Source organism: Allorhizobium sp. NPDC080224, assembly GCF_050281005.1.
Lineage (GTDB): Bacteria > Pseudomonadota > Alphaproteobacteria > Rhizobiales > Rhizobiaceae > Allorhizobium.
In genome coordinates, this window is sequence record NZ_JBNNWJ010000002.1 from 92,851 (window position 1) to 111,067 (window position 18,217).

General features: G+C 61.0%; 17 protein-coding genes. 12 read left to right on the plus strand and 5 right to left on the minus strand.

What is annotated here, in order from left to right:
- Nucleotides 1-38: 38 nt before the first annotated feature.
- Nucleotides 39-923: a pyridoxal kinase PdxY gene (gene pdxY / locus ACQKP1_RS18755; protein WP_427276543.1), complete on the plus strand. Its 885-nt coding sequence runs from the start codon at nucleotides 39-41 to the stop codon at nucleotides 921-923.
- A 65-nt stretch (nucleotides 924-988) separates the two neighbouring features.
- Entirely contained in the window at nucleotides 989-1,642 is a 654-nt protein-coding gene (locus ACQKP1_RS18760; protein ID WP_203018720.1) for a carbonic anhydrase, read from the plus strand.
- A gap of 69 nt (nucleotides 1,643-1,711) precedes the next feature.
- Here ACQKP1_RS18760 and ACQKP1_RS18765 read toward each other — a convergent pair whose 3' ends face one another.
- Both ACQKP1_RS18765 and ACQKP1_RS18770 read right to left on the minus strand, forming a co-directional pair.
- Nucleotides 1,712-2,533, minus strand: coding sequence for a lytic murein transglycosylase (locus ACQKP1_RS18765; protein WP_427276544.1), 822 nt, complete (start codon nucleotides 2,531-2,533; stop codon nucleotides 1,712-1,714).
- A 178-nt stretch (nucleotides 2,534-2,711) separates the two neighbouring features.
- Nucleotides 2,712-3,743 (minus strand): aspartate-semialdehyde dehydrogenase, encoded by a 1,032-nt coding sequence (locus ACQKP1_RS18770; RefSeq protein WP_203018716.1) that lies wholly within the window; start codon nucleotides 3,741-3,743, stop codon nucleotides 2,712-2,714.
- A 410-nt stretch (nucleotides 3,744-4,153) separates the two neighbouring features.
- On the opposite strand from ACQKP1_RS18770, the gene ACQKP1_RS18775 reads away from it, so the two are divergent.
- Nucleotides 4,154-4,705 carry a GNAT family N-acetyltransferase gene (locus tag ACQKP1_RS18775; RefSeq protein ID WP_203018714.1) on the plus strand — a complete coding sequence of 184 codons (552 nt, stop codon included), beginning with the start codon at nucleotides 4,154-4,156 and terminating at the stop codon, nucleotides 4,703-4,705.
- A gap of 3 nt (nucleotides 4,706-4,708) precedes the next feature.
- On the opposite strand, the gene ACQKP1_RS18780 is transcribed toward ACQKP1_RS18775, so the two are convergent.
- Both ACQKP1_RS18780 and ACQKP1_RS18785 read right to left on the minus strand, forming a co-directional pair.
- Nucleotides 4,709-5,107, minus strand: coding sequence for a DUF2794 domain-containing protein (locus ACQKP1_RS18780; protein ID WP_203018712.1), 399 nt, complete (start codon nucleotides 5,105-5,107; stop codon nucleotides 4,709-4,711).
- A 94-nt stretch (nucleotides 5,108-5,201) separates the two neighbouring features.
- Nucleotides 5,202-6,140, minus strand: a complete 939-nt coding sequence (locus ACQKP1_RS18785; RefSeq protein ID WP_427276545.1) for a LysR family transcriptional regulator — start codon at nucleotides 6,138-6,140, stop codon at nucleotides 5,202-5,204.
- Between the two features lie 171 nt (nucleotides 6,141-6,311).
- On the opposite strand from ACQKP1_RS18785, the gene chvE reads away from it, so the two are divergent.
- The 9 genes from chvE to ACQKP1_RS18830 all read left to right on the plus strand — a co-directional run bounded on the left by chvE (nucleotide 6,312) and on the right by ACQKP1_RS18830 (nucleotide 17,076).
- Nucleotides 6,312-7,382 (plus strand): multiple monosaccharide ABC transporter substrate-binding protein, encoded by a 1,071-nt coding sequence (gene chvE / locus ACQKP1_RS18790; RefSeq protein WP_427276546.1) that lies wholly within the window; start codon nucleotides 6,312-6,314, stop codon nucleotides 7,380-7,382.
- Between the two features lie 121 nt (nucleotides 7,383-7,503).
- A complete protein-coding gene (gene mmsA, locus ACQKP1_RS18795; RefSeq protein WP_006724246.1) occupies nucleotides 7,504-9,039 on the plus strand; it encodes a multiple monosaccharide ABC transporter ATP-binding protein in 1,536 nt (511 codons plus the stop codon).
- The gene (gene mmsB, locus ACQKP1_RS18800; protein ID WP_006724247.1) at nucleotides 9,039-10,250 is read left to right on the plus strand and encodes a multiple monosaccharide ABC transporter permease; all 1,212 of its coding nucleotides are present in this window, start codon (nucleotides 9,039-9,041) and stop codon (nucleotides 10,248-10,250) included. Before mmsA ends, mmsB begins: the two co-directional genes overlap by 1 nt.
- Before the next feature lie 10 nt (nucleotides 10,251-10,260).
- Nucleotides 10,261-11,226, plus strand: coding sequence for an AraD1 family protein (gene araD1 / locus ACQKP1_RS18805; protein WP_427276547.1), 966 nt, complete (start codon nucleotides 10,261-10,263; stop codon nucleotides 11,224-11,226).
- A gap of 49 nt (nucleotides 11,227-11,275) precedes the next feature.
- A complete protein-coding gene (araD, locus tag ACQKP1_RS18810) occupies nucleotides 11,276-13,021 on the plus strand; it encodes an L-arabinonate dehydratase (RefSeq protein ID WP_427276548.1) in 1,746 nt (581 codons plus the stop codon).
- An 11-nt stretch (nucleotides 13,022-13,032) separates the two neighbouring features.
- Nucleotides 13,033-13,962 (plus strand): Gfo/Idh/MocA family protein, encoded by a 930-nt coding sequence (locus ACQKP1_RS18815; protein ID WP_427276549.1) that lies wholly within the window; start codon nucleotides 13,033-13,035, stop codon nucleotides 13,960-13,962.
- A 21-nt stretch (nucleotides 13,963-13,983) separates the two neighbouring features.
- Nucleotides 13,984-15,498: an aldehyde dehydrogenase (NADP(+)) gene (locus ACQKP1_RS18820; RefSeq protein ID WP_203018704.1), complete on the plus strand. Its 1,515-nt coding sequence runs from the start codon at nucleotides 13,984-13,986 to the stop codon at nucleotides 15,496-15,498.
- 9 nt (nucleotides 15,499-15,507) lie between these two features.
- Complete coding sequence (locus tag ACQKP1_RS18825) at nucleotides 15,508-16,440, plus strand: 2-dehydro-3-deoxygalactonokinase (protein ID WP_203018702.1); 933 nt, start codon at nucleotides 15,508-15,510, stop codon at nucleotides 16,438-16,440.
- Between the two features lie 3 nt (nucleotides 16,441-16,443).
- Nucleotides 16,444-17,076, plus strand: coding sequence for a 2-dehydro-3-deoxy-6-phosphogalactonate aldolase (locus tag ACQKP1_RS18830; protein WP_427276550.1), 633 nt, complete (start codon nucleotides 16,444-16,446; stop codon nucleotides 17,074-17,076).
- 271 nt (nucleotides 17,077-17,347) lie between these two features.
- On the opposite strand, the gene ACQKP1_RS18835 is transcribed toward ACQKP1_RS18830, so the two are convergent.
- Complete coding sequence (locus tag ACQKP1_RS18835; protein ID WP_427276551.1) at nucleotides 17,348-18,136, minus strand: DUF1223 domain-containing protein; 789 nt, start codon at nucleotides 18,134-18,136, stop codon at nucleotides 17,348-17,350.
- Nucleotides 18,137-18,217 lie beyond the last annotated feature (81 nt).

Below are 18,217 nucleotides of genomic sequence, written 5' to 3' on the forward strand. Positions count from 1 at the left end.
CCAGTTCGATTGCCGGGTGAGAAAGCGAATCACATAAAATGCGCGAAAAGAGCAAGGGTGCCGTCATCGTCATTTCGAGCCATGTGGTCCGAGGATCCGTGGGCAACAGAGCCGCCGTGTTCGCCCTGGAAGTCCTCGGCCGGCCGGTCTGGGCACTTCCGACAGTCGTGCTTCCCTGGCATCCGGGACATGGTCCGGCAACGCGCCTACGATTTCCCGATGACGACTTCGACAGCGTGATCGATGACCTGATCAGGGCGCCATGGCTGGGTGAGGTCTCGGCAATCTTGTCCGGGTACTTCGGCAGCGCTCGCCAGCCAGCCGCTATCGCTCGTCTCGTTGAGGCTGCCAAACAGAAAAATCCGGATCTGCTCTATGTTTGCGACCCCGTAATCGGCGATCTCGGAGGGCTTTACGTTCCAGTCGAAACTGCAACGGCCATTCGAGAACAGCTTATTCCGCTTGCCGATCTTGCGACACCCAATCGCTACGAACTGCAGTGGCTGGCAGGGCGCGAACTGCCAAGCAACCAGGCCATCATTGAAGCGGCAGGCGATCTCGGACCGAAACGCATGCTTGTCACCTCCGCAGTGCCAATGATGGCGAAGGGGACGGGAAACCTCCTGCTGAGTGGCCGATCGGCTCTGCTTGCCGAACACCGGCTTATCGACAATCCGCCAAACGGGTTGGGCGATCTTCTCGCCGCCGTCTTTCTGGCACGTCTTCTCGAAGGCCTGGACGAAGAAAAGGCGCTGCAATTGGCGACGGCCAGTGTCTTCGAAATTCTGATGCAAACTGCCAAGCGCTGCGGTGACGAGCTTACTCTGGAGAGTGACGCCACCAGCCTTTCGACGCCCATGGCCATGGTACAGATGCGCCGCCTGCTGCATCCGGCCCCGCGTAAGCCCAGCACCCGGCCCTGATTTCCCAGGCAATTCTGTGGCTGCAATCAGTTGCCAGCGCCGTTCACGCGCTGTAATCGGTAGCGATGAGCCAATTTCCCTCCGCACTTCTCAACGGCTATCGCAACTTCATGAGCGGCCGGTATCACGATCAGCGTGATCGCTACCGGGCGCTCGCCGAGCAGGGGCAAAAGCCCAATACGCTGGTGATTGCGTGCTGCGATTCCCGGGCAGCGCCCGAGGTGATCTTCGATTCCATTCCGGGCGAGCTCTTTGTCGTCCGCAATGTCGCCAATATGGTGCCGCCCTACGAACCGGACGGCCAGTATCACTCGACCTCGGCCGCCCTTGAATTCGCCGTTCAGGCGCTGCGTGTGCAGGACATTATCGTGATGGGCCATGGGCGATGCGGCGGTATTCGTGCAGCCCTTGACCCGAACGCGGAGCCGCTCTCGCCAGGCGACTTCATCGGCAAGTGGATGAACCTCGTCGCGCCCGCCGCCGAGCAGATCCAGGGTAATTCGACCATGACCCCAGCCGAGCGCCAGACGGCGCTTGAGCGCATCTCCATCCGCAATTCGATTGCCAATCTGCGGACATTCCCGTGCGTGAAGATCCTCGAGGAGCGCGGAAAACTGCGCATCCACGGTGCCTGGTTCGACATCAGCAATGGGGAATTGTGGGTCATGGACCCGAAGACCAAGGACTTCGAGCGGCTCGGAGCAGAGCCGAACAACTGATCAGCCGGTCAGGCGCTTGCATCACCTGAAATGCGAAACGGCGGCTCATGGCCGCCGTTTGCTTGTCGATTATTCGGCGTCGATCCGCGCGCCGATATAGGCAATTGCTTGCTGGTAGACGCCTGCGGCATTCCAGCCCTGAATGGCGGCGTAGTTCGGCTCACCCTGCTGATAGCCGGCGCCTGGCTGCCAGCCGTGGCCACGCAAAAAGTTTGCTGTCGATGCGAGAGCGTCGGCGCGCGAACGGACCATGTCGATATGGCCATCGCCGTCACCGTCGACACCGAAGCGAATGACGTTACGCGGTAGAAACTGTGTCTGGCCGATTTCGCCGTGGGCTGCGCCCTTGGCGTTCACGTCGAGGTTGCCGGCCTGAACAAGTTCCAGCGCTGCGTAAAACTGGTCGGTGAAGAATGCGCTGCGGCGGCAATCGAAGGCGAGCGTGGCGACGGCCGAAAGGGTGTGCTCCTTGCCAAGGAAGGAGCCGAAGCCCGTCTCCATGCCCCAGATGGCGATCAGCGGGCCGGGGGGCACGCCATAGCGCTGCTCAAGTCGTGCGAAGAGCGCGGCGTTGTTTTTCTTCATCGTCTTGCCGCGGTTGATGATTGTCTGCCCGCCGCGCTTCTGCATGAACTGGTCGAAGGACAGCTTGAAGCTCTTCTGACCGCGGTCGGCACTGATCGTGCTGCGGCTATAGCTGACCGTTGAGAAAACCCTGTCGAGCATGCGGGGGCTGAAGCCCTGGGCGGCGGCCTGCTGCTTGAAGGCGGAGCTCCATTCTTCAAAGCCAGCGGAGGTGTTGCTGCAAGCAGCAGCGGCGGCGTGTTGCGTGCCGGCGAACAGCGCGACGACGGAAACGAGAGCCGCCGACAAAGTGGATGTCAGTCGCATTGATGCCTCATAACAGACTGTGGAGGGGCGATTCGGCCGCACCATGCCAGTGAAAGATGACTCTGTCATCCGTCGTAAGCTAATGTAGGGCCGCGAAGGTCTCAAATCGGATCACTTTCAGCTGAAAGCGCCGTGCGAGGCTTCCCGCGTTCGATCAGGAAGCCTCTGCTTTGATGAATCAAGCGGCCGTGCGGGGCTTGATCAAGCCGCGATTGACGAGCAACTCGGCAATCTGGATGGCGTTGAGGGCTGCACCCTTGCGCAGGTTGTCGGAGACGACCCACATATTGAGACCGTTTTCCACCGTCGCATCCTCGCGGATGCGCGAGATGTAGGTGGCGTCTTCGCCGGCGCATTCGACGGGCGTGATGTAGCCGCCGTTTTCATGCTTGTCGATGACAAGGCAACCCGGGGCATCGCGCAGGATGTCGCGTGCCTGGTCTGCGGTGATCTCGTTCTCGAACTCGATGTTGACGGATTCCGAATGGCCAATGAAGACCGGTACGCGCACGGCTGTGCAGGTCACTTTGATCTTCGGGTCGAGCATCTTCTTCGTCTCGGCCAGAACCTTCCACTCTTCCTTCGTATAGCCATCTTCCATGAAGCTATCGATATGGGGAATGACGTTGAAGGCGATCCGCTTGGTGAACTTCTTCGATTCCACCGGATCGGCGACAAACACGGCGCGGGTCTGCGTGAACAGTTCGTCCATGCCTTCCTTGCCGGCGCCGGAAACCGACTGGTAGGTCGATACGACGACGCGCTTGATCTTGGCCACGTCATGCAGCGGCTTCAGGGCCACGACGAGCTGGGCGGTCGAGCAGTTCGGATTGGCGATGATGTTGCGCTTCTTGAAATCGACAATGGCGTCCGGATTGACTTCCGGAACGATCAGCGGAACCTCGGCGTCGTAGCGCCAGGCCGAGGAGTTATCGATGACAACGCAGCCCTGTGCGCCGATCTTCGGCGACCACTTCTGCGAAATCGTGCCGCCGGCCGACATCAGGCAAATGTCCGTATCGGAGAAATCGTAGTTCTCGAGGTTGGAAACCTTCAGGACCTTGTCACCGAAGGAGACTTCCGTGCCCTGTGAACGCGCCGATGCGAGTGCCACGACTTCCGATGCCGGAAAACCGCGTTCGGAGAGGATGTTCAGCATTTCGCGCCCGACATTGCCGGTTGCGCCTACGACTGCAATCTTGAAACCCATGTCTATGCTCTCTTTCTGTCTCTCCGCGGATGGTGAGGGGGAAGTTCGCGAACAGACGCAACCTTCCTTGTCCCCGGCCGTGCCGGGGAGAGAGCGGTGGCCGAAGACGTCAGACGGTTTTCGTCGTCGTTTTGGCCTTGGTCGTGGATGCAAGAGAAAGGCATGCGCCACCGGCAGCAGACTGCTGCAGGAGGTGGAAGACCGCAAAGGGTTGCCCGAAAGCGTGCATGGACCGAATTCCTCTTCGCGGCGAGGAATTACAAGGTTTTCAGCACGAGTCAAGCCGACTGACCGCCAGCTCAGGCGAAAAGCGAAGGCCATCTCGGTGACGGCGATGTCACCATGACACGCCGGCGCTTGTCTCGCCTCTCCGCGCGTGGATAAAGAAGGAGATTGACCGGAGTAATTGCATGAATCTCGAAATTCGCGATCTGATCCCTGATGACCTTTCGCAGGTGACTGCGATTTACGCGGACGCTGTGGTCAATGGAACCGCGAGCTATGAGCTCGTTGCGCCCGATCTAGACGAAATGTCGGCGAGATTTGCCGCCCTCAAGGTCAAGGGCTATCCGTATCTCGCCGCCATCAACGAACAGGGATCGCTCGCCGGTTATGCCTATGCTTCGGCCTTCAGAACCCGCCCCGCCTATCGTTGGCTCGTCGAAGATTCGATTTATATCGCACCCGCCGCCCGTGGCCGCGGTGTCGGCAAGGCCCTGCTGAGGGAATTGCTGATCCAGTGCGAGAAGCTGGGCTTTCGCCAGATGGTCGCCGTCATCGGCGGTGCGAGCGAGGCGTCCATGGCCGTGCACCGCAGTTGTGGCTTCGAGCCCGCCGGACGGCTGGTGGGTACCGGTTTCAAGCATGATCTGTGGCTCGACACCGTCTTCATGCAGAAAGCGCTGGGCGAGGGCAATTCGACCATGCCCGATCTGTCCAGCTATCCCGGCACGATGCCCTGATCGTCAGTCGAGGGCTTTCAGCGCCTTGTCGAAAACCTTGAGGACCTGTCGCAGATCGTGACCGCGCTTCAGGATCCGGCCATCCGTGGCCGCAACCGAAAAGGCGCCTTGCTTGGCGGCAAGCTTCGGGTTCTTTTCGATCCGGTAGAGCGGATATTCACCTGACCGTTTAAAGACGGAAAAGACCGCGCGATCCTTGAGGTGATCGATCGCATAGTCGCGCCATTCACCCTCGCCGACCATGCGGCCATAGATCCAGAGGATCGCGTCCAGTTCGCGGCGATGGAACGTGACGGGAAGAGGGTCGAGGGATTGTCTGTAGATGCCGAGATCAACCACGCCGGTGGCGCTCTTCTCGGCTCCCTCGTCTTCACGGCGCTGCCCTTCCGGCTGCTCTGTCATCAATGCTCCATGAGCTGCGATTTATGACGGCTGGGTGACAGTGTGCCTGACATGCCCGAAATTGCAAGCTTATCGGGGTCCCGCGACCATGGTCTCAGCGCCCCCTGCTGAGGAACCGACTGAGCAGCAGCTCACGCAGCCTTGCGGCGATCGGCGACAAACGTTTGCCGCTCAGGGTGATCAGATGATAGGGCGTCACTTCGATCGGCGTATCGAGTTTGAGCGTGGTCAGGTCGCCGACGGGGGTCTGTCGACAGAGTAGATCGGCGACTTCACGCGACATCGGAGCGATCGCGTTGGACGAGGCGAGCATCGCGATCATGACCAGAAGAGATGTGGTGTTGACGATGTTGCGCGGGATTGGGGCACCTTCCTCGATGAAGACATTTTCCACCGCCTGGCGCAGCGGGGTGCCGGGCGCCTGCATGACCCAGGGGAAATGGGCCATGTCCGAGATGTTGAGTCGGTCCACGTTGACCAGCGGATGACTGCGGTGCACGACGATCTCGACCTCTTCCATGGTCGCGCCGTCGACATGAAACTGCCGCGCGTCGATGCCGGACGGGATGCGCCCGAGAACGAAGTCGTATTGGCCTGACAGAAGATCGCGGATCATCTCGCCGCTCGGTGCAACGTCGACATGGATATCGACGGTGGAGGCTTCAGCCTTCAACGCGCGGATGGCAGGCACGACGTAACCGACTGCGCCGCCGGTGACGGCGCCGATCCTGACCTTTCCCGTCAAGCCGCGCTGAATGGCTTCGACCTCGCGGGCAGCTTCGCGCATTTCCTCCAGCACGTTCTGAGCCCGGCGGGCGAGTGCGCTGCCGACGGCCGTCGGCTCCATGCCTTTCGGTGTGCGGACGAAAATCGGTGACCCGACATAGCGTTCGATTTCGCCCAGCATGCGGGAAGCCGCAGGCTGCGTCAGCGCAAGTTCCTGAGCGGCCAAGCTTAATTGCCCGAGCTCGGCAATCGAGCGGATGAGGTTCAGGTGCTTCGGCTGCAATCGGTGGACATGAATCTCGGTCATAAAGGACATATCAACCATGGTATGCAGAAAGTCAAAATAATCATTTGATCGGTATATTGGCCACGATAAGACTCGCCACGGAGCTGGGGGCTGCCGTGTCAGCCGCTCGTTCTTGTTTCAGCGAGTGCCAGGAGGAGCTTGGCCTCGCACGGTATGACCAGGGAGGTTACCATGAAGAAACTTGGCGCCCTGATTGCGTCGTTCGCAATCGGCATCGCATCATTCGCGCCCGCGTCCTTCGCACAGGACAAGGGCATGGTCGGCATTTCAATGCCGACGAAGACGTCGACCCGCTGGATTTCCGATGGCGAGACCATGCAAAAGCTGTTCCAGGACGCTGGCTACACGCCGGACCTGCAGTTTGCTGACGACGACATTCCGAACCAGCTGGCCCAGATCGAAAACATGGTCACCAAGGGTGCCAAGGTTCTCGTGATCGGCGCCATCGACGGCACCACGCTCTCCGACATCCTGCAGAAGGCTGCTGATGCCGGCGTCAAGGTCATCGCATATGACCGCCTGATCCGTGACTCGGGCAATGTCGACTTCTACGCCACCTTCGACAACTTCCAGGTCGGCGTTCTCCAGGCAACCAGCCTCGTTGATGGCCTCAAGGCCAAGTTCCCGGACACCAAGCCGTGGAACGTCGAACTCTTCGGCGGTTCGCCTGACGACAACAACGCCTTCTTCTTTTACGACGGCGCCATGTCGGTTCTGCAGCCGCTCATCGACAGCGGTGACATCGTGATCAAGTCCGGCCAGCAGGGCATGGACCAGGTCGGTACGCTGCGTTGGGACGGTACTGTTGCCCAGGCTCGTATGGAAAACCTGCTGTCCTCGACCTACACCGAAGACAAGCTGCACGGCGCTCTTTCGCCGTATGACGGTCTCTCCATCGGTATCCTGTCCGCTCTCAAGGGCGTAGGCTACGGTTCGGGCGACATGGCGATGCCGGTTGTTACCGGTCAGGACGCCGAACTGCCCTCGATCAAGTCGATGCTTGCCGACGAGCAGTACTCGACCGTCTTCAAGGACACCCGCGAACTCGCCAAGGTTGCCGTCTCGATGGTAGAAGCCATCATGGAAGGCAAGGAGCCCGAGATCAACGACAACGAGACCTACAACAACGGTGTCAAGGTCGTTCCGTCCTACCTGCTGAAGCCTGTCGCTCTCGACAAGGCCAATGCCAAGGACGTTCTGGTCAATGCCGGCTACTACACGGCCGAGCAGATCGACAACTGATCCTTCGGATCGCATCCGGGTCCGCGATCCGTCGCGGACCCCTTTTCTATACGCATTGAGGGAGCTCGCGCCTCCGGCTGGATCCAGGTAGGATCGCTGGCTTGGCGCAGGAATTCTGTACATGGACAACATCATTCTCGAGATGCGCGGCATCACAAAGACATTCCCCGGCGTGAAAGCGCTGGACAATGTCAGCTTCAAGGTGCGCGAGGGAGAGATCCACGCGCTGGTCGGCGAAAACGGTGCCGGCAAGTCCACGCTGATGAAGGTCCTGAGCGGCGTCTATCCCGCGGGCACCTATGACGGCGATATCTATTACGACGGCGAAGTCCGTCGCTTCGGCCGGATCTCCGACAGCGAAGAACTCGGAATCATCATCATTCACCAGGAGCTGGCGCTCGTGCCGCTCCTGTCGATCGCCGAAAACATCTTCCTCGGCAACGAGATCGCCGACAATGGCGTGATCCACTGGCCCCAGACCTTCGCGCGGACGAAAGAGCTGCTGGCGAAGGTCGGCCTGAAGGATCCTCCGTCCACGCGCATCACCGACATCGGCGTCGGCAAGCAACAGCTGGTCGAAATCGCCAAGGCGCTGTCAAAGAAGGTCCGGCTGCTCATCCTCGACGAGCCAACCGCTTCGCTCAATGAAACGGATTCGGACGCGCTGCTCACGCTTCTGATGGAATTCCGCAAACAGGGGATGACCTCGATCATCATCTCCCACAAGCTCAACGAAATCCGAAAGGTCGCCGACCAGATCACCATCATTCGCGATGGCGGCACGGTCGAAACCCTCGACTGTCATACGCAGGAAATCACGGAAGACCGGATCATCAAGGGCATGGTCGGTCGTGACATGGAAGACCGCTATCCGAAGCGCGAACCGAAGATCGGCGAGATGCTTCTCGAAGTGAAGAACTGGAACGTCTTCCATCAGAACCACCGTGATCGCCAGTTCCTGCATGATGTCGCCTTCAACGTTCGGGCTGGCGAAGTCGTCGGCATCGCCGGTCTCATGGGCGCCGGCCGCACCGAGACGGCGATGAGCATTTTCGGCAAGTCCTGGGGTCACAAGATCACCGGCGATGTGTGGATGCACGGTAAACCGGTCGACGTCTCGACCATCCCGAAGGCGATCGGTGCGGGTCTTGCCTATGTGACGGAAGACCGCAAACATCTCGGTCTCGTCCTGCAGAACAATATCAAGGAAAACACCACGCTCGCCAATCTCAATGGCGTGTCCAGTGGCACAGTGATCGACGATCGCAAGGAAGCCAAGGTGGCTGCCGATTACCGGCAGAAGCTCAGGATCCGGTCGCATTCGATCTATCAGGAAGCGGTCAACCTGTCCGGCGGCAACCAGCAGAAGGTCGTGCTGTCGAAGTGGTTGTTCACCAATCCGGAGATCCTGATCCTCGACGAGCCGACCCGCGGCATCGACGTTGGCGCGAAATTCGAAATCTACACCATCATCAACCAGCTTGCCGCCGAAGGTAAGGGCATTCTGATGATCTCATCGGAAATGCCGGAACTGCTCGGCACCTGCGACCGCATCTACGTCATGAACGAAGGTCGCATCGTCGCGGAACTGTCCAAGGAAGAAGCAAGCCAAGAGTCCATCATGCGTGCCATCATGCGCTCTGGGGAGAAACACTAATGGCCATCGACACAAGAACCGAAACCCCCAAGGTCTCCGTGGGCGACTACCTGCGCAACAACATCCGCGAATACGGACTGCTGCTGGCGCTCGTCGTCATCATGCTGCTGTTCCAATTCCTGACCAATGGCGTCCTCTTCCGCCCGGTCAACATCACCAACCTGGTGCTGCAGAACTCGTTCATCGTCATCATGGCGCTCGGCATGCTGCTGATCATCGTGGCGGGGCATATCGACCTGTCGGTCGGCTCGATCGTCGCCTTCATCGGCGGCATATCGGCGATCATGCTGGTCAAATGGGGCTGGCATTTCTCGCTGGTCATTCCGCTGTGTCTGATGCTTGGCGGCATCATGGGCGCTGCCCAGGGTTACTGGGTCGCCTATCAGAAGATCCCGTCCTTCATCGTGACGCTTGCCGGCATGCTGGTTTTCCGCGGTCTCACCTATGTGGTCCTGCAGGGGCGCCCAATCGGTCCGTTCCCGAAGGAATTCACCCTGCTGTCGACCGGCTTCATCCCGGATTTCCTGCCGCTGACGGACACTGCAACGACGGGTATCGCAAACCATGTCGCCATCATCGTCGTCGTGCTGCTCGTGGCTCTGGCGATCTTCAACGGCATGAAGCATCGTCGCCTGAACGAAGAGCACGGCACTGAAAACGAACCCTTCGTCTTCTTCGCCGTGCAGATGGGCATCATCAGCGTCGTCGCGATCTTCCTCGGCTATCAGCTGGCAACCTATCGCGGCCTGCCGAACGTGCTCGTCGTCATGGGCATCCTGATTGCGCTTTACTCCTTCGTCACCACACGGACGACCATCGGTCGCCGGATCTATGCGCTGGGTGGCAACGAGAAGGCGGCCAAGCTCTCTGGCATCAACACCGAGCGGCTCACTTTCTATGCGTTCGTCAACATGGGCGTGCTTGCGGCTCTCGCTGGCATGATCATCGCGGCGCGCCTCAATTCGGCAACGCCGAAGGCGGGCGTCGGCTTCGAACTCGACGTCATCGCTGCCTGCTTCATCGGCGGCGCCTCGGCATCCGGCGGCGTTGGCAAGATTACCGGTGCAGTCATTGGCGCCTTCATCATGGGTGTCATGAACAACGGCATGTCGATCATGGGTATCGGCATCGACTACCAGCAGCTCATCAAGGGCCTCGTGCTTTTGGCTGCTGTCTTCTTCGACGTTTACAACAAGAACAAAGCAGTCTGAGGATAGGCTTATGTTTCTCTCGCAATTGAAGGCTGGCGGCATCATTTGCCGCCAGGGTGAGGCTGCGCGCCTTGTCCCAGGATTTAACTCCACCTACGAACTGGCCAAGGCGGCGATTGCCGCCGGGACCACCGTTGCAGCCCTGATCGAACAGCAGGGCCAAGGCGACACTGTCGACCTCGTCGCGCTCGCCGCCGAAGGCAAGCTCGACTGCCCGGTCCGCCATCCCGATCCGGCCCACATGTACCTGACCGGTACGGGTCTCACCCATACGGGCTCGGCATCCGCGCGAGACAACATGCATGCGGACACCGCCGGCATGAGCGACTCGATGAAGATGTTCCGCATGGGCCTGGAAGGCGGCAAGCCGAAGCCCGGCGAAACCGGTGTTCAGCCCGAGTGGTTCTACAAGGGCAACGGCTTCAACGCCGTCGCACCCGGTGACGATCTCGTGTCGCCGTCCTTCGCTCTCGATGGTGGTGAAGAACCGGAAATGGCCGGCTATTATATCATCGGCGAAGACGGCACGGCGCATCGCCTCGGCTTCTCCGTTGCCAACGAATTCTCCGACCACGTGACCGAGAAGATCAACTATCTCTTCCTGGCCCATTCCAAGCTGCGTCCGGCCTCCTTCGGTCCGGAGCTTCGTGTCGGCGCCCTTCCCGATCACGTCGAAGGCACCTCGCGCATCCTGCGTGGCGGCAAGACAGTGTGGGAAAAGCCCTTCCTTTCGGGCGAGGCGAACATGTCTCACACGATCGCGAACCTTGAATATCACCACTTCAAGTATGCGCTGTTCTGCCAGCCCGGCGACCTTCACGTTCACATGTACGGCACGGCAACACTGTCCGTGGCTGATGGATTCGTGACGCAGGAAGGCGACGTGTTCGAAATCGAGTCCCCGCAATTCGGTCTTCCGCTGCGCAATCGCCTCGCAAAGGCTGCTGCAGAGACCGTCAAGGTCAAGATGCTCTGAGCGGATCGGTCATCCGGCCCGCCCATTCAACAGAGACAGGACGATAGCCATGAGCAAGTTCAAACCGGCGGCCTGGCCGCGCCAACTGAGATCGCAGCACTGGTACGGGGGCACGTCCCGCGACACGATCTATCATCGTGGCTGGATGAAGAACCAGGGTCACCCGCATGACCTGTTCGACGGCCGTCCCGTCATCGGCATCCTCAACACCTGGTCCGACCTTACTCCCTGCAACGGCCATCTGCGCGAACTGGCCGAAAAGGTGAAGGCCGGCGTCTGGGAGGCCGGCGGCTTCCCGGTCGAGATCCCGGTGTTCTCGGCGTCCGAAAACACCTTCCGCCCTACCGCGATGATGTACCGCAACCTCGCGGCCCTCGCCGTCGAAGAAGCCATGCGCGGTCAGCCGATCGACGGTGCCGTGCTGCTCGTCGGTTGCGACAAGACCACCCCGTCGCTGGTGATGGCCGCTGCCTCGACCGATCTGCCATCGATCGTCGTCACCGGCGGTCCGATGCTGAACGGCTATTTCCGCGGCGAACGCGTCGGTTCCGGCACGCATCTGTGGAAGTTCTCCGAAGCCGTGAAGGCTGGCGAGATGACCCAGGAGGAGTTCGTTGAAGCGGAAGCCTCGATGTCGCGCTCGAGCGGCACCTGCAACACCATGGGCACAGCCTCGACGATGGCGTCGATGGTTGAAGCCCTCGGCATGGCGCTCTCCGGAAACGCCGCGATCCCGGCCGTCGACAGCCGCCGCAAGGTGATGGCGCAGCTTTCGGGCCGTCGCATCGTGCAGATGGTCAAGGACGACCTCAAGCCCTCGGACATCATGACGAAGGAAGCCTTCGAGAACGCGATCCGCGTCAATGGCGCCATCGGCGGCTCGACCAATGCCGTCGTGCATATTCTGGCGATGGCCGGCCGCGTCGGCGTCGATATCACGCTCGATGACTGGGATCGCCTCGGCCGCGACATCCCGACGATCGTCAACCTCATGCCGTCGGGCAAATACCTGATGGAAGAGTTCTTCTATGCGGGCGGTCTGCCTGTCGTCATCAAGATGCTCGGCGAGGCCGGAAAGCTGCACAAGGACGCACTGACGGTTTCCGGCGAAAGCATCTGGGACGAGGTGAAGGACGTTCGCAACTGGAACGAGGACGTTATCCTGCCGGTCGACAAGGCGCTCACCCAGCAGGGCGGTATCGTCGTCCTGCGCGGCAACCTCGCGCCGAAGGGCTGCGTGCTGAAGCCGTCGGCCGCCTCTCCGCATCTGATGAAGCATCGCGGCCGCGCCGTGGTCTTCGAAGACATCGACGACTACAAGGCGAAGATCAACGACGAGGCGCTCGACATCGACGAGACCTGCGTCATGGTCCTCAAATACTGTGGTCCGCGCGGTTATCCGGGCATGGCGGAAGTGGGCAATATGGGCCTTCCGCCGAAGGTACTGCGCAAGGGGATCACTGACATGGTCCGCATCTCCGATGCGCGCATGTCCGGCACCGCCTATGGCACCGTGCTCCTGCACACGTCGCCGGAAGCGGCGCGTGGTGGGCCGCTCGCGATCGTCAAGAACGGCGACTTCATCGAAGTCGACGTCGAAGCCCGTCGCGTGCATCTCGATATCTCCGACGAGGAAATGCAGCGCCGTCTCGCCGAATGGCGTCCGCCGGTCGAACCGCCAGCAAGCGGTTATGCCAAGCTCTTCCATGATCACGTCGAGGGTGCCGATACCGGTGCCGACTTCGACTTCCTGAAGGGCTGCCGCGGCTCGCCGGTCGGCAAGGATGCACACTGAGGGATCTCACCATGGCAGAACGTATCCCGCTCGCGCTCGTCGGCATCGGCAAGATCGCCCGCGACCAGCACATCCCGTCGATCGCAGGCGGCAATGACTTCGTCGTTGCCGTCGGCGTGAGCCGTCACGGCAAGGTCGAGGGTGCGGAGAACTTCACGGATTTCGACGAGTTCCTCGCAGCGCGCCCTGACATCAAGGTCGTGTCGCTTTGCACGCCGCCCGAGGTCCGCTTCGACATGGCAACGGCTGCGATTGCAGCTGGTCGCCATGTGCTGATGGAAAAGCCGCCTGCAACGACACTTGGCGAAGCCGAGGCTCTTTCGGAGCTCGCTGCCAAGGCCGGCGTGACGCTGTTTGCCACCTGGCATTCACGCTTTGCGCTCGGTGTCGAGCCTGCCAAGCAATGGCTTGCGGACAAGGTCATCCAGTCGGTCTCGATCGTCTGGAAGGAAGACGTGCGTCGCTGGCATCCCGGCCAGGCCTGGATCTGGGAGCCGGGCGGCTTCGGCGTCTTCGATCCGGGTATCAATGCACTCTCCATCCTGACGGAGATCGTGCCCGGCCACATCATGGTGGAAAAATCCACTCTGGAGTTCCCGGAAAACAAGAAGCAGCCGATCGCCGCTTCCATCGCCATGCGGACCGTCGAAGGCGCGCCTGTTACGGCCGAATTCGACTGGCGACAGGAAGGCCCGCAGACGTGGGACATCACAGTCCAGACGAATGCCGGCGAGTTGCGCCTTTCAAAGGGCGGCTCGGAACTCTATATCGGGGGTAAGGAACAGGCGTCCGGCCCGGACCGCGAATATGCGGGAATCTACGAACGCTTTGCCCACCTCATGCGCTCCCGCCAGAGCGACACCGACTATCAGCCGCTGCGTATCGTGGCGGATTCATTCCTCTGCGGGGAACGAAAAGTCGTCGCTCACTTCGAAGACTGAGAAGAAAAGGAGGCCCGACCCATGGCCTATACACCGACTGGAAAACACCTGATCGCCGGCAACTGGATTGCCAGCACGGACACCTTCGCCTCGTCGCCTGCCACGGGCTCCTCCCACACCTTCTCGAAGGGCACGCCTGCCCTGGTCGATCAGGCGGTCAAGGCCGCTGAAGAGGCCTTCGAAACCTATGCCTATTCGACGCGCGAAGAGCGTGCCGCTTTCCTGGATGCCATCGCAGAAGAAATCGATGCGCGTGGCGATGCGATCACCGAGATCGGCTCCCAGGAAACCGGCCTGCCGGAAGCCCGGCTGATCGGTGAGCGCGGTCGTACTGTCGGCCAGCTTCGCCTGTTCGCGGCGCATATCCGCAAGGGCGATTATCTCGATCGTCGTCACGACGAAGCCCTGCCCGACCGCAAGCCGCTTCCGCGTCCGGACCTTCAGATGGTCCAGCGCCCAATCGGCCCGGTTGCCGTCTTCGGCGCCTCGAACTTCCCGCTCGCCTTCTCGACGGCCGGTGGTGACACGGCAGCGGCCCTCGCTGCCGGCTGCCCCGTTGTCGTCAAGGCGCATGATGCCCATCCGGGCACGGGTGAAATCGTGGCGTCCGCCATTGATGCCGCGATTAAGCGCTGCGGCGTGCACCCGGGCGTCTTCTCGCTCGTGCATGGCGGCAGCCGCGATGTCGGTCAGGCCCTGGTCCAGCATCCGCTGATCAAGGCTGTCGGATTTACCGGTTCGCTCGGTGGTGGTCGCGCGCTCTTCGATCTCTGCGCCCAGCGCCCTGAACCGATCCCGTTCTTCGGCGAGCTCGGCTCGGTCAACCCGATGTTCATGCTGCCGAAGGCGATTGCCAACCGTGGCGAAGCCATCGCCAAGGGTTGGGTCGGTTCGCTGACCATGGGTGCCGGCCAGTTCTGCACGAACCCTGGTATCGTTGTGCTGCTGAAGGGCGCCGATGCCGACAAGTTTGTCGAGACCGCAACCGAGGCCCTTTCGGGTGTCGGACCGCAGACCATGCTGACCGACGGCATCGCCAAGGCCTATCGTGACGGTGCCACACGTATCGCCGGTACCGAGGGCGTGCGCTCGGTGCTGACATCTACCTGCGACCTGCGCAACGCGACACCGTACCTGTTCCAGACCACCGCCAAGGACTGGCTCGACAATCACGTGCTCGGCGAAGAAGTCTTCGGCCCGCTCGGCCTTGTTGTCATCGCGGAAAGCGAAGACGAAATGGTCGCCATGGCCCGCAGCCTTTCCGGCCAGTTGACGGCATCTCTGCATGTAGACGCCGGTGATGAAGCGCTTGGCAAGCGTTTGATGCCAATCCTGGAGCGCAAGGCTGGCCGCGTGCTCGCCAACGGTTTCCCGACGGGTGTCGAAGTGGCCGATTCCATGGTTCATGGTGGCCCCTATCCGGCGTCCACGAACTTCGGTGCGACTTCTGTCGGTACGCTCTCGATCCGCCGCTTCCTGCGGCCGGTCTGCTACCAGGACATCCCGGCGGCCCTGCTGCCGATCGATCTGGCTTAAGGAGCCGACGTGACTGGATCACCGTTTGCCGCGCTCGTCGATTGGGGCACCAGCAACCTGCGTATCTGGCTCGTCGACAGCCAGGGTGCGGTGATCGGTGAACGACAGTCGCCCGAGGGAATGGGCAGCCTGGAGAAGGCTGCCTATCCCGCGGTGCTGGAGGGACACCTGTCGGCGCTTGGCGCGCCTGCAGATCTACCGGTCGTCGTCGCTGGTATGGCGGGAGCACGCACTGGCTGGCGCGAAGCACCCTATGTGGAAACGCCAGCGCCTTTGGTGGGCCTCTTCCAGCATGCCGTCCAGCCCGAGGGCGTCAACCGCCCGGTCTATATCCTTCCGGGTGTCTGCCAGCGCGAAGGTGGCGCCTTTGACGTCATGCGCGGCGAGGAAACGCAATTGGCCGGCGCGCTGGAGCAGGGCCTGGATAACGCTCTGTTCTGCCTGCCTGGTACACATTCCAAATGGGCCTTGGTCGAGGGTGGTCAGGTCAGGCGCTTCTCGACGGTCATGACCGGTGAGTTGTTTAATCTGATTAGCCGGCAATCGATCCTGCGGCTGTCCGTTCCTGAAGATGGGGATACGGAGGCGGATCCCGACATTTTCGACGCTGCCGTCGATCAGGCGCTGCAGCCCGGGTTTGCTCTGACATCCGTGCTGTTCTCAATCCGTGCCGAAAGCCTGCTTGCGGGCCAAGGGGCAAAGGTCAATCCGGCAGCTCGTCTTTCCGGCCTGCTCATCGGTGCCGAGATCGCTGCCATCCGAGAAGACCTTCTGCGCCACGGAAAGGCCTATTTGATCGGCACGGGAAAGCTGACGCGTCTTTATGCGCGCGCTATCACCAAGGCCGGCGGTGAGCCTGTCCTGCTTGATGGCGGCCTGCTGGTGCGCCGTGGCCTGCTTGCCTCCGCGCTTTCGCTTTTCGATCATGAATTCAAGGACTGAACGATGACCGCCTCCGTTGCCTGGCCCGCCCTTCGCCGCAACCTCGTTGCCATCCTGCGCGGCATCAAGCCGACCGAGATCGAGGCAACCGTCGATGTCCTCATCGAAGCTGGCTTCGAAGCGATCGAAGTTCCCCTGAACTCGCCTGACCCGTTCGTCTCGATCGAGAAGGCGCGCAAGCGCGCGCCCGCAAACGTTCTGATCGGTGCCGGCACCGTTCTCGAGGTTGCCCAGGTCGATCGGCTTCATGACGTCGGCGGAAATCTGCTCGTGACGCCGAATGTCGAACCCGACGTCATCAGGCGTGCCGTCGCCCATGGCATGGTGGCAATGCCGGGCGTCTTCACGCCGACCGAAGCGCTTCTTGCCGCCAAGTCTGGCGCTGCAGCGCTGAAGTTCTTCCCGGCAAGCGTGCTCGGACCAGGCGGCATTTCGGCCATCAAGGCGATCCTGCCACCGAACCTGCCGATCGGTGCTGTTGGTGGTGTCTCCGATGCCAACTTCGCCGATTACTGGAAAGTCGGCGTTCGTGCGTTCGGCCTCGGCTCCAGCCTGTACAAGCCGGGCGACGATGCCAAGCTGATTGGCGAGCGTGCCGTCAGAAGCGTTGCGGCCTACGACGCCCTGCAGGGCTAAGTCGAGACCACGGCAATTGCATCAGAAGCCCGTCCGCCTGCCGGACGGGCTTTTTTCGTTTCAACTTTTGGCGATCGTGTGTGACCGTTGTCACGCGTCAAATCAGATAAACGTGCGGCTGCCCAAATTTGAACATACCTGCGCCGCTTTTTGCGATAGTATATAACTAACTTGGTTGGCGCGGTGCGCCAAACGGTCCGGTCTGGCGCATTGACCCCTTACCCCCAGCCCCCCAATGCTTCTGGGCCGGACCACACCAGGTTCTTTTCCCTTACAGAGTCTTCGGCTTCACCATCATCATCGTCGCACCGACGATGTGAGATGGGTTTCCTTTCTCATCCGCTGCCTGCAGTAGGATAGCGCAGCCGTCGCTCTTGTCGTCGCCCATGCGTTTGGCGGGCAGCGTGAGGTCCAGAGCCTTGCCGTCCCACATGCCGACGGTCTGCACATCCGTCACGCTGTGCCAGTAATCGAGGTTCTGCCCGGTGTTTTCACCCTTGAGGACCTCGACCGTCTGATGCTGGCGGAAATAGACGACCACGACGTTGGCCTTGCCATGGCCAGCACCCACGGAGATGGATAGTTGGTCGTCATGGCGCGACGCGCGGATGGGCACGACGAGACCCTTGCCGGCCGACTGGAGCCTCTGAAGACGGCGGTCGATATCGGTAGCATCAGTGCCCTTCAGGTGTTCTCGACCGTTGAGAACCGCCTGGGGCGTGTAGACGCCGCTTCGGCCAAAGGCCTTGGCATAGGCATATTGCCGCTCGGTGTTCTCGGGCGTGGCAAGGGTATCGGCCCAACCGAGATAATTCCAGTAATCGACGTGATAGGAGAGTGCCACGACCTCGCCTTGGCGCACGAGTTTCTCAAAGGCGCGATCGGCGGGCGGGCAGGAGCGACAGCCCTGCGAGGTGAAGAGTTCGACGACACCCTTCGGCTCGAAAAATTCCTCGGCCGTGCTTTGCCCCGGAAAGAGGAACAGGCTTGAGACAGCCAAGGCCACCATCGCCCATGCCGTGACCCATGCCGTTGTCTTGTCAGAGTTCTTGTGCCGCATGCTATCGAGATGCCTTCACTTGAGTGCAGCACTGATAGCGCCAAGAGCGCCATGCGGGAAGTCACGATGGGGTGAAACTTT

Excerpts from the sequence above, each read along its gene's own strand:
- chvE (WP_427276546.1), top strand. The coding sequence starts at position 6,312 with ATGAAGAAACTTGGCGCCCTGATTGCGTCGTTCGCAATCGGCATCGCA.
- mmsA (WP_006724246.1), top strand. The coding sequence starts at position 7,504 with ATGGACAACATCATTCTCGAGATGCGCGGCATCACAAAGACATTCCCC.
- ACQKP1_RS18775 (WP_203018714.1), top strand. The coding sequence starts at position 4,154 with ATGAATCTCGAAATTCGCGATCTGATCCCTGATGACCTTTCGCAGGTG.
- ACQKP1_RS18830 (WP_427276550.1), top strand. The coding sequence starts at position 16,444 with ATGACCGCCTCCGTTGCCTGGCCCGCCCTTCGCCGCAACCTCGTTGCC.
- mmsB (WP_006724247.1), top strand. The coding sequence starts at position 9,039 with ATGGCCATCGACACAAGAACCGAAACCCCCAAGGTCTCCGTGGGCGAC.
- araD1 (WP_427276547.1), top strand. The coding sequence starts at position 10,261 with ATGTTTCTCTCGCAATTGAAGGCTGGCGGCATCATTTGCCGCCAGGGT.
- ACQKP1_RS18785 (WP_427276545.1), bottom strand. The coding sequence starts at position 6,140 with ATGACCGAGATTCATGTCCACCGATTGCAGCCGAAGCACCTGAACCTC.
- ACQKP1_RS18780 (WP_203018712.1), bottom strand. The coding sequence starts at position 5,107 with ATGACAGAGCAGCCGGAAGGGCAGCGCCGTGAAGACGAGGGAGCCGAG.
- ACQKP1_RS18820 (WP_203018704.1), top strand. The coding sequence starts at position 13,984 with ATGGCCTATACACCGACTGGAAAACACCTGATCGCCGGCAACTGGATT.
- pdxY (WP_427276543.1), top strand. The coding sequence starts at position 39 with ATGCGCGAAAAGAGCAAGGGTGCCGTCATCGTCATTTCGAGCCATGTG.
- ACQKP1_RS18770 (WP_203018716.1), bottom strand. The coding sequence starts at position 3,743 with ATGGGTTTCAAGATTGCAGTCGTAGGCGCAACCGGCAATGTCGGGCGC.
- ACQKP1_RS18835 (WP_427276551.1), bottom strand. The coding sequence starts at position 18,136 with ATGCGGCACAAGAACTCTGACAAGACAACGGCATGGGTCACGGCATGG.
- ACQKP1_RS18815 (WP_427276549.1), top strand. The coding sequence starts at position 13,033 with ATGGCAGAACGTATCCCGCTCGCGCTCGTCGGCATCGGCAAGATCGCC.
- ACQKP1_RS18765 (WP_427276544.1), bottom strand. The coding sequence starts at position 2,533 with ATGCGACTGACATCCACTTTGTCGGCGGCTCTCGTTTCCGTCGTCGCG.
- ACQKP1_RS18760 (WP_203018720.1), top strand. The coding sequence starts at position 989 with ATGAGCCAATTTCCCTCCGCACTTCTCAACGGCTATCGCAACTTCATG.
- araD (WP_427276548.1), top strand. The coding sequence starts at position 11,276 with ATGAGCAAGTTCAAACCGGCGGCCTGGCCGCGCCAACTGAGATCGCAG.